The sequence below is a fragment of the Paenibacillus darwinianus genome (genome assembly GCF_000598065.1).
Lineage (GTDB): Bacteria > Bacillota > Bacilli > Paenibacillales > Paenibacillaceae > Paenibacillus_I > Paenibacillus_I darwinianus.
This window is the reverse complement of record NZ_KK082167.1, coordinates 13,089-22,026: the sequence shown is the minus strand read 5'-3', so window position 1 is coordinate 22,026 and position 8,938 is coordinate 13,089. Positions and strand designations below refer to the sequence as shown.

Annotated in this window: 12 protein-coding genes; 10 read left to right on the top strand and 2 right to left on the bottom strand. The window is 53.9% G+C overall.

Annotation, left to right across the window (positions count from 1 at the left end; all coding sequences use genetic code 11):
* From BG52_RS09390 to BG52_RS09375, 4 genes are all read left to right on the top strand, one after another.
* Nucleotides 1-260: transposase (locus BG52_RS09390; RefSeq protein ID WP_036667167.1), on the top strand; the 260-nt coding region annotated here is incomplete at its 5' end.
* Nucleotides 261-308: 48 nt separating this feature from the next.
* Nucleotides 309-1,169, top strand: coding sequence for a sugar phosphate isomerase/epimerase family protein (locus tag BG52_RS09385; protein ID WP_036584182.1), 861 nt, complete (start codon nt 309-311; stop codon nt 1,167-1,169).
* Nucleotides 1,170-1,219: 50 nt separating this feature from the next.
* Nucleotides 1,220-2,281, top strand: coding sequence for a Gfo/Idh/MocA family protein (locus BG52_RS09380; protein ID WP_036584185.1), 1,062 nt, complete (start codon nt 1,220-1,222; stop codon nt 2,279-2,281).
* A 16-nt stretch (nt 2,282-2,297) separates the two neighbouring features.
* Complete coding sequence (locus BG52_RS09375; RefSeq protein ID WP_144340782.1) at nt 2,298-2,753, top strand: hypothetical protein; 456 nt, start codon at nt 2,298-2,300, stop codon at nt 2,751-2,753.
* 158 nt (nt 2,754-2,911) lie between these two features.
* Here BG52_RS09375 and BG52_RS09370 read toward each other — a convergent pair whose 3' ends face one another.
* Nucleotides 2,912-3,706, bottom strand: coding sequence for a hypothetical protein (locus BG52_RS09370; protein ID WP_223298969.1), 795 nt, complete (start codon nt 3,704-3,706; stop codon nt 2,912-2,914).
* Nucleotides 3,707-3,853: 147 nt separating this feature from the next.
* Between BG52_RS09370 and BG52_RS16480 the strand changes: the two genes are divergently transcribed.
* Both BG52_RS16480 and BG52_RS16790 read left to right on the top strand, forming a co-directional pair.
* Nucleotides 3,854-4,024, top strand: coding sequence for a hypothetical protein (locus BG52_RS16480; protein ID WP_223298968.1), 171 nt, complete (start codon nt 3,854-3,856; stop codon nt 4,022-4,024).
* Nucleotides 4,025-4,229: 205 nt separating this feature from the next.
* A complete protein-coding gene (locus tag BG52_RS16790) occupies nt 4,230-4,403 on the top strand; it encodes an amidohydrolase family protein (RefSeq protein ID WP_397310115.1) in 174 nt (57 codons plus the stop codon).
* A gap of 486 nt (nt 4,404-4,889) precedes the next feature.
* Here BG52_RS16790 and BG52_RS09365 read toward each other — a convergent pair whose 3' ends face one another.
* Complete coding sequence (locus BG52_RS09365) at nt 4,890-5,525, bottom strand: FMN-dependent NADH-azoreductase (RefSeq protein WP_036584187.1); 636 nt, start codon at nt 5,523-5,525, stop codon at nt 4,890-4,892.
* A 377-nt stretch (nt 5,526-5,902) separates the two neighbouring features.
* On the opposite strand from BG52_RS09365, the gene BG52_RS09360 reads away from it, so the two are divergent.
* The 4 genes from BG52_RS09360 to BG52_RS09345 form a co-directional block, all read left to right on the top strand.
* Complete coding sequence (locus BG52_RS09360; RefSeq protein ID WP_190287514.1) at nt 5,903-6,688, top strand: ABC transporter ATP-binding protein; 786 nt, start codon at nt 5,903-5,905, stop codon at nt 6,686-6,688.
* 3 nt (nt 6,689-6,691) lie between these two features.
* Nucleotides 6,692-7,504 carry an ABC transporter permease gene (locus BG52_RS09355; RefSeq protein WP_036584189.1) on the top strand — a complete coding sequence of 271 codons (813 nt, stop codon included), beginning with the start codon at nt 6,692-6,694 and terminating at the stop codon, nt 7,502-7,504.
* The gene (locus BG52_RS09350; protein WP_081793728.1) at nt 7,505-8,371 is read left to right on the top strand and encodes an ABC transporter permease; all 867 of its coding nucleotides are present in this window, start codon (nt 7,505-7,507) and stop codon (nt 8,369-8,371) included.
* Nucleotides 8,372-8,480: 109 nt separating this feature from the next.
* Nucleotides 8,481-8,938, top strand: a 458-nt coding sequence (locus BG52_RS09345; RefSeq protein WP_223298967.1) for an ABC transporter substrate-binding protein, incomplete at its 3' end; no start/stop codon positions are given.

Below are 8,938 nucleotides of genomic sequence, written 5' to 3'. Positions count from 1 at the left end.
AACCCAAAAACGGTCCGTCAAGCGAAGAGAAGCAAGTTGCCAAACAGGACACCGGAGAACGTAACGCAATAGAAGGCAAGTTCGGAGAAGGCAAGCGCAAGTACGGGCTTGGCTGCATTCGAGCACGCCTTGCAAAGACAAGCGAATCGGTTATTACGCTGCAACTTCTGGTGATGAACCTGGAGCGCAGGCTCCGCGTTCTTTTTTGCCTTATTTTCACGATGCTGTCACGTCGGCGCCTAGCTCTGAATTTCGGATAAAAATCATTCAGCAAGCCCTAAGTAAGGCAGCGAAAGGGGGCGCGTTCTTTGAAGCTGGGGATAAGTACGTACAGCTTGTATCAGGCGCTGAAAAGCGAGGAAATGGATATTCTCGCGGTCATGGAATGGATTGCCGCGAGCGGCGGAGAGCATGTTGAAATTGTGCCGCTGGGCTTCGATATCGAGAAGCCGGGCATGGTGGAAGCGATACGAAGGAAAGCAGAGGAGACCGGGCTCGATATTTCGAACTATGCCGTTGGAGGCAATTTGCTGACGAGTACCGAGGAGGAATACCAGCACGAATTAAAGAAGCTTCGGGAGCAGGTCGACATTGCGCACCGCCTTGGTGTAGATAGAATGCGCCACGACATCGCATGGCGTCCGATTGCGGAATGCACCGCCGCCTCATTCGAAGCCGATCTGCCGCGGCTTGCAGAAGGATGCGCAATTATCGCCGAGTATGCAGAGCGGTATGGCATTACAACCAGCGTGGAAAACCACGGCTATTATGTTCAGGCCGCAGAGCGGGTACAGCGACTGATTCATTCCGTCAACCGAAAAAATTTCAGAACGGCGATCGACGTCGGAAATTTCATGTGCGCGGATGAGGACTCGGTTGCCTCATTGAAAAAAAATCTGCCTTTTGCTTCGATGGTTCATTTGAAAGACTTCTATTTGCGTCCATCCTACAGGAATCCAGGCAAAGGGTGGTTCTCAACGGTGAGCGGAAATTTTATAAGAGGCGCCATTGTCGGTCACGGAGATATTGACATGTGGGAAGTGATCCGCGTTATGAAAGAGTCCGGCTATGACGGTTATATTTCCATCGAGTTTGAAGGTATGGAGGACTGCAGGCAAGGCACGCTTATCGGGCTGGAGAATGCGCGGACGATCTGGGAGCAAGTATAAATATAAGAAAGCGTCTTCCAACCATTAAATTAGACGGGGATGATTATACTATGGGCACTTACAAAGTAGCGGTAGTCGGAGCGGGATCTATATCGAAGTTTCATCTAGGCGCTTATCAGAACAATCCGGAAGTACAGCTTGCCGCTATATGCGACCTGAACGAGCAGCGGGCCTGCCAACAGGCGAAGCGGTTTGGAATTCCGGATGTTTATACCGACTACAAGGAAATGTTCAAGCGGCCGGACATCGATGCTGTCAGCATTTGCACCTGGAATAACACGCATGCGGAAATTAGCATAGCAACACTTGAAGCGGGGAAGCATGTGCTTTGCGAAAAGCCGCTGTGTACCACCGTGGAGGAAGCGCTTCGTGTCGAAAATGCGGTGAAGTCGAGCGGAAAGCTGCTGCAGGTTGGATTCGTCAGACGGTACGGCACCAATACAGGCATTCTTAAACAGTTCATCGATGCGGGCGATCTTGGGGAAATTTACTATGCGAAGGCATCCTGCCTGCGCAGAATTGGAAATCCAGGAGGATGGTTCTCGGATGTTGACCGGTCAGGGGGAGGTCCGTTAATTGATCTAGGCGTCCATGTCATCGATATTTGCTGGTACTTAATGGGCAGACCCAAAGTCGTTTCCGTCAGCGGCAACACCTATAAGAAGCTCGGAAACCGCGCCAACGTAAAGCACTTATTCTTTTATAAAGCGGCAGATTACGATGCAGAGCATAATACGGTCGAAGACTTGGCGAATGCGCTTATTCGGTTCGAGAATGGCGCTTCCCTTTACGTCGATGTCAGCTTCACGCTTCACGCCAAGAAGGATGAAATGTCTTTAAAGCTGTTCGGGGAAAAGGGAGGGGCTGAGATCGAGCCGGAGCTGTCCATTGTTGCGGAGAAGTACGATACGATCTTGAACGTGACGCCTCAGGTCGACAATACCTCCTTAGATTTCAATGGCGCGTTCCAGAACGAAATCAATCATTTTATAGACGCTTGTCAAGGGAAGAAGGAGACACTGAGCCCGGTAGAGGACGGGGTCGAGCTGATGAAGATGCTGTGCGCAGTTTACGAATCGAGCGAGAAGGGCACTGAAATCCGGTTTGAGTAGCATGGACGGCAGAGGCATGGAAAAGCAGCAGCCGGTTTGGTTCCACAATGCAACGGTCTATACTCCGGGAGGCGTGCTCCATGGGGGCAGATTGCTCGTTCGCGGCATGAGCCAATTTCTTGCCTCGCATGGGACGAGAGCCTTCTTGGCAACGACTGATACAGATGAACGAAGAAAGCTGGCCGGCGTTGTACAGGGGATTGTCCGTGCGGCAGAGCGCGGTACGGCAGGTGCCGAATGTGCAGGTTTTCATTTGGAAGGGCCATTCTTGAACCCGGTACGGTGCGGCGCGCAAAATCCAGCCGACATGCGCCCGATTTCTAAAGATGAGCTGGATGAGTATCTTGCGCTTGCCGGCGATCTGTTTCGGCTCATTACGCTGGCCCCGGAGTACGAAGGAAACGCCGAGTATATTGATTATCTAGTCGGGAAAGGCGTGACCGTTTCAATCGGCCACTCTGACGCTGAATAGTGGCTCGGAAATAAGTGCGGGTTCTGAGTCCGAATGAGGGGTGAAAGAGGCAGAAATGTGGGTGAAGCAGCATATATGAAAGCTGTTTTCAAAAATGCGCATGCCGAAGAACCCTGAAAAGGGCATTTTTTAAAAAATGCTATGTAACCTGTGCAGCGTTAAGTTGCATTGAAGTTTTCCAGCCATTGTTCAACGGACATCTGACGGTGCTGTTTCTTCGCTTCTTCAAGCCATGCATCGGCATGCTGACACATGGCGATCAGGTACACGCGGATGTTCCAATGGCGTGAACTGCGGCCGCGGGAATTTTCCAGTTTGTAATCGACTTTCTGGCGCTTGATGCAACGCTCCACTCCGGTTCGCAGCGCGTAACGCTTTCTCCACTCCTTGCTGTCGCGGCGGATGCGCGGGAAGAGGCGCGGATTATCCGCGGTGAATGTGTAGAACGTTCTTACGTAATCGGATGGCGAACAAGGGTGAGGACACTCCCACTTGCCGACTTTGGCGGGACAGCGCCACTTGATACGCTGTCGGCCCGAACACTTGCCCCAGCAGACCATCTTTCGTCCAATCGGGCAGATGGGAACGCCATCGGAGTTCATCTTCATTTCATTGTATACCAGGTGGCGGGAACGCCTGAGATTCAGGTCGATGATGCTGCTAACATCATCCTGTTCCAGCATGGTATAGATCGGGAGGGCGTTGTGGGCGAAATCCAAGATCGCCTCTCCCACCTTCCAATCCGAGTACCAGTAGCGAAGTTCACGGTAGCCACAGATCCACGACACGGCATCGTGCTGGCTGGCGCGAAACAGTCGTGGATACACGGGCAGATCATACGCGCTGTCCGCGGCGATAAACATGTAGAGTGTGCGTCCGTAGTAATACTTTTCACGGTAGCTGTCCCAGCCCCAATCCGCATCGGGATCTGAAAATTGCCGTTGCAGGTACATTTCCAGTTGCCTGACTTGCGACAGTCGCATAGGAACTTGCCGTAGGAGCGCGCTCCGGTTTCAACCGGGGACCCATCGCCGATGACACGAAAAGCGTTCGTATCGCCAAGCAATCCCTTTTGCCGCAGAAGGAAGGACAAACATGGATTGGAACAATTGCTGCAACAAATCGTGTTCCTTGGAGGCGTAGTGGATTTTGCCCTCGCGCAGGATGCGGGAGACGAGTTTCTCCCTAACCTTCTTGGCGATTATTGTGGTGTTTCGGAAATGTCAAGAGGAAAATTTGTTCGCATCCCCGTTTTGGGGGTGAAACAATAAAAGACCCTGGCTGAAAAGCTAGAGTCTACAACGGAATTGAATTTCCGAGAAGCTTAGCTGATTATGCGGAGGTGCAGGATGCCGTCGTCCGCGGGGCTGCCCATGTTACTCATTTGTTTAATGGGATGAGTCCGCTTCATCATCGCGAGTCAGGCGTTGCAGGGGCAGCTATGATGCTGGACGAATTGACCGTTGAGCAGGGAATTTGGCCGGCAGCTGTCTGACTATGGATGCCGCCCTCCGTAACGTAAGGGACTGGACGGGGAAGCGTCTTGAGGAGCTGCTCCCTTATGCAACGACAAACCCCGCTCGACAAATTGGTCTTCTTCACCGTAAAGGCTCGATTGAACTGGGGAAGGATTTGATCTTGTTATTTTGAACGATGAATGGCATGTCCAGGCTGCGTTTGTCCGTGGCGTTCAGGTATTTACAGAAAGCACCAGTCATCCTTGACTGGTGCTTTGTTGCTTGCATGCTAACCTCTGAAAAGGGTATGAACGAAAAGCCGCTAAAGATGGAGCTTTATTTATTGCCGCTGCCGGCATCGCTTTCTCCTTGCTGCTCAGCAGGCCAAAGCGCGCCGCTGAGCAACATGATGGAGCAGCTCCAAAATTCGAAGGCTTCCACCTTCATTCGCATCATTTTCGTTTGCCTGCTTCCTGACAGCACAGTCATCCGTTTCAGGTGATACCTGTAGAAGATTGGAGCTATCTAGTTGCGCGCAACAACTTTCTTAGTCATCCGCACCCGGAGCAGATAGATCTGGAAGACAGCGATCTTGCGATTGAATCGGTCCGTCTATGAACCAGGCCATGCCGGTAGGTTTGCTTCCGGCATGGCCTGGTTTCGTAACAATGAATTTAATTTAGAAGTTTTTGGCGAGTTCCTTTGCTTGCTCGAGCGCTTTTTCTTTAATGGCTTGGGCCTGATCTGGCATAGCCGCCATCCCTTCCACGAACAGACCTTCAAACGAAGGCACACCGTGGAACTGCATAATTTTGGCCAGGTAGCTGTGGCCGCTTTCGAATGCCGCCGCTGGACCTTCGGAATAAACGCCGCCACGCGCCTGAATGTGCAGCGCCTTCTTGTCCGTCAGGAGACCGACCGGTCCCTGCTCGGTGTATTTGAAGGTTTTGCCCGCGATGCAGATGGCGTCGATATAAGCCTTCAGAACTGGCGGGAACGAGAAGTTCCACATCGGCGAGACAAAAACGTATTTGTCGGCTGCGATATATTGCTCCACAATCTCGTTCAACCGTCCAACCTTTGCTTTTTCAGCGTCCGAAAGCTCGTTAAATGCGCTGCCGGAGCGCAGCTTGCCCCATCCGCTGAACACGTCCGCGTCGATGTGCGGAATGTCGAGGTCATAGAGGTTCAGCGTTACGATCTCGTCCCCTGGATTCGACTTGCGGTAAGACTCGATGAACTGTTTACCGACAGCCATACTGTACGAGGCCTGGTGGTCGTGCGGATGCGCGGTAATGTAAAGAACTGTTGCCATGTGTAGTTTCTCTCCTCTATCTCTTAAATCGGATAACGACAAAGATTATAACTTATTTTAAGTAAATAAACAAATGTATTTAACTTATAAGCAATGATTACGGGATCTCATGGGGCAAATGCGTGGCCTCGCAACCTTGATCAGGGACTGTCGTCAAGCTCGAATGCCGCTTGATGGAGGGTCTCTTTTTTTGGTTAGGCTTTTAACGTTTTGGAACATCATGCACGCCGTTCTTTTTACGTTTTGTCTAATGCCAGCACCCAGACAAACGATTATTATGTAAGTTAACATTACATATTGACTGGTGATGCTGCAACAATCGCGGTTTTATGTTATTTAACTTAACATTAACGTGGCGCTTCTGAAGGGGGGAGAGTATGACCGAAAAGGCGGTGACGATGATACCCGAAATTGAATTGGATCGGGTCAGCATGCAATACCCGTCGGCGCACTCCGATGTGCTGGCGCTGCAGGAGGTCTCTTTGAACATCGCCAAAGGGGAATTCGTGGCGCTGCTCGGTCCTTCGGGTTGCGGAAAAACGACGCTGCTGCGGATTATGGCCGATTTGATCCAGCCGACGAGCGGCGGGATCAAGGTAGCCGGCAAATCGGCGAAGGAAGCGAGGTTGGCGCAAAAGTACGGCATCGTATTCCAGAACCCCGTGCTCTACGATTGGAGGAAAGTGAGGCATAACATTACCCTGCCATTGGAGCTCATGGGCGTCAAGAAGGCCGGGCGATACCGGAAGGCCGAGGAGCTGCTCGAGCTGGTCGGGCTCGCCAAATTCGCAGATAAGTATCCGTGGCAGTTGAGCGGAGGCATGCAGCAGCGCGTAGCCATTGCGCGGGCGCTCGCCATGGAGCCGGAGATATTGCTGATGGATGAACCGTTCTCTGCGCTGGACGAATTTACAAGGGAGCGGCTGAACGAGGAACTGCTGTCGATTTGGAGCAAGGTGGGCAATACCGTCGTTTTCGTTACGCACAGCATTCAGGAGGCGGTCTTTTTGTCCGACCGGGTGTTTATCCTCTCGCCCCATCCGGGCCGGTTGTCCGCCGTGGCGGAAATTCCGCTCCCGAGGCCGAGGACGCGGGAGATGCGAAACGGCGAGGTGTTTTTCCGATTGATCGCTCAGATCCGAGATCGCTTCGAAGGGGTGTAGAACATGAATGGGTTCGGCAATCTGCTTCGCCTCCGTTTCCTTCCGGCCGCAGTATGGGGGCTTGCCCTGCTTGCCATCTGGGAGGCCGGATCCTGGTTCCTGCTCAAGGTGCTGCAGGTTCGGATGGCCCAGTCCAAGCTGCCGTACATTCACGAAGTCGTGTCCGCCTTCGGCCGATATGGAAGCACGCTGTTGAAGGAAGGATGGGTTACGCTGGCGAACGCGGGACTTGGGTTGTTGCTCGGCGCTACGGCGGGGACGCTGCTGGCGGTGCTTATGAGCGCGTCGCAGTGGATGGAACGGCTGGCCTTTCCGTATGCCGTCGCTTCGCAGATGGTGCCCATTCTTGGGCTTGCCCCGATTGTCTATGGAATTGTCCGGGACGATCAGTGGGCTCGAATTATCATCGCCGGATACATCACTTTTTTTCCTGTTGCCTTGAACATGCTGCGGGGGCTCCGGAGCGCGCATCCCTCCGCGTTAGAGCTGATGCGTTCCTATGCCGCCAAGCCTTGGAGCGTATACTGGAAATTGCGGTTTCCGGCTTCGCTTCCGGGACTGTTCGGCGGCTTGAAAATCGCCGCCCCGCTCGCGGTCACCGGAGCGATTCTGGTGGAGCTGATGGGGGCCCGCAACGGGGTAGGCGTCATCATGCTGCGGAATTTGTATTACGGCCCATCCCATGTCTACATGTTCTGGTCCACGGTCGTCGCCGGCGCGCTTCTCGGCGTTCTGAGTTATCTGACCATGAGCGTGCTTGAGCGGCTGGCGGCGCCCTGGCAGCCAGAGTTCCGGACCAAGGGAGGCGATCGGTAGATGGATATGGACGGACCTTTGGTTACGTCGATTCAGCCAAACGGAGCTGCGGCCGGCCAAGGGACGGTCGCCGGGCAGGGGATAGCGAAAAAAAGACTGGATTTCAAGGAAGCCGGCCGTATAGGTCTGCCTCTCCTTGGAGGCGTTCTGTTTTTCTTGTTGTGGCAGCTGCAGGCATTTCACCGGATCTTCGATTTGAAAACGTACCAGTTGCCTTTGCCGACCGCTATCGGAGCCGCTCTGTCGGACAACTTCGGCCTTCTCCTGTCCTATACCAGTTATACCCTCGCCGAGGCGGCGCTCGGCATGCTGCTGGGGTCGGCCATCGGCTTCCTGATCGCCATGATCGCCGCGGCTTGGCCGCAGTGGGGAGCGGGCGGCCTCATGCTCGTCGCCTCCTTGAACGCCGTGCCGATTGTGGCGTTGGCTCCCATCATGAATTTATGGTTCGGCGACGAGATGGGGGCGAGAATTGCGATTGTCACCGTTACGACGATGGCGGCCATGGCGATCAACGCGCATAAGGGAATGAGCATGGTCGATCCGCTCGCGCTCGATCTGATGCATTCGTATGCGGCGGGCAAACGCCACGTGTTCCGTTATTTAAGAATCGCGAACAGCCTGCCCTATGTTTTTACCGCGCTGAAAATCAATACGACGGCCAGCATGATCGGTGCGATTGTGGGCGAGTTTTTTGTATCCTCCCGCGGGCTGGGGTATTTGCTCTCGAATTCCGTCAAAGTGGCCAAAATGCCTTTGGGCTGGGCGTGCATCGTTATGGCCGCTTTGGCAGGCGTTCTGTTCTACCTGATCGTGGAATGGCTGGAAAAGGCTTTTATTAAATGGCATCCATCACAGAGAGCTTGAGCGCCGTTCAAGTAACGGGGAAGCAGGGAACCGCTCGCATATGACAACCCTCGCTTTTGACGACGATGGGCGCACTTTATTTTTGGAATTAGGAAGGGAGAAGAGACCGATGAAAAAGAGAAGGATCAGGCTCGGCATGTCGCTGCTCACCGTTATTGCGCTGCTCGGTTCCATTCTGGCGGGTTGCGGCAATTCGAACGCGAACGAACCGTCGGCCTCGACCGGAGGCGCGTCCGCTCCGTCCGCTACCGCCGCAGCCGGAGAGAGCGCAGCTTCCGAGCCGGTTCCGGTCAAGCTGCAGCTCAAATGGGTGCCGCAGGCCCAGTTTGCGGGATATTTCGTCGCGCTGGACAAAGGGTATTACGCCGAGGAGGGCCTGAAGGTCGAAATCTTGCCTGGCGGGCCGGATATCGTTCCCGAACAGCAGGTCGCGGGCGGAGCGGCGGATATCGGGATAGACTGGGCGGCCAGCCTGCTCGCGCATCAGGAGCAGGGCCTTCCACTCGTCGAAATTTCCCAGATCTATCAAAAGAGCGGCTTGGTGCTCGTCTCCAAAAAAGCGTCGGG

Bases quoted from the DNA above. Each gene is read 5' to 3' on its own strand.
- BG52_RS09355 (WP_036584189.1), top strand. From the start codon at position 6,692: ATGAATGGGTTCGGCAATCTGCTTCGCCTCCGTTTCCTTCCGGCCGCA.
- BG52_RS09365 (WP_036584187.1), bottom strand. From the start codon at position 5,525: ATGGCAACAGTTCTTTACATTACCGCGCATCCGCACGACCACCAGGCC.
- BG52_RS09350 (WP_081793728.1), top strand. From the start codon at position 7,505: ATGGATATGGACGGACCTTTGGTTACGTCGATTCAGCCAAACGGAGCT.
- BG52_RS09370 (WP_223298969.1), bottom strand. From the start codon at position 3,706: ATGTACCTGCAACGGCAATTTTCAGATCCCGATGCGGATTGGGGCTGG.
- BG52_RS09375 (WP_144340782.1), top strand. From the start codon at position 2,298: ATGGAAAAGCAGCAGCCGGTTTGGTTCCACAATGCAACGGTCTATACT.
- BG52_RS09380 (WP_036584185.1), top strand. From the start codon at position 1,220: ATGGGCACTTACAAAGTAGCGGTAGTCGGAGCGGGATCTATATCGAAG.
- BG52_RS09360 (WP_190287514.1), top strand. From the start codon at position 5,903: ATGACCGAAAAGGCGGTGACGATGATACCCGAAATTGAATTGGATCGG.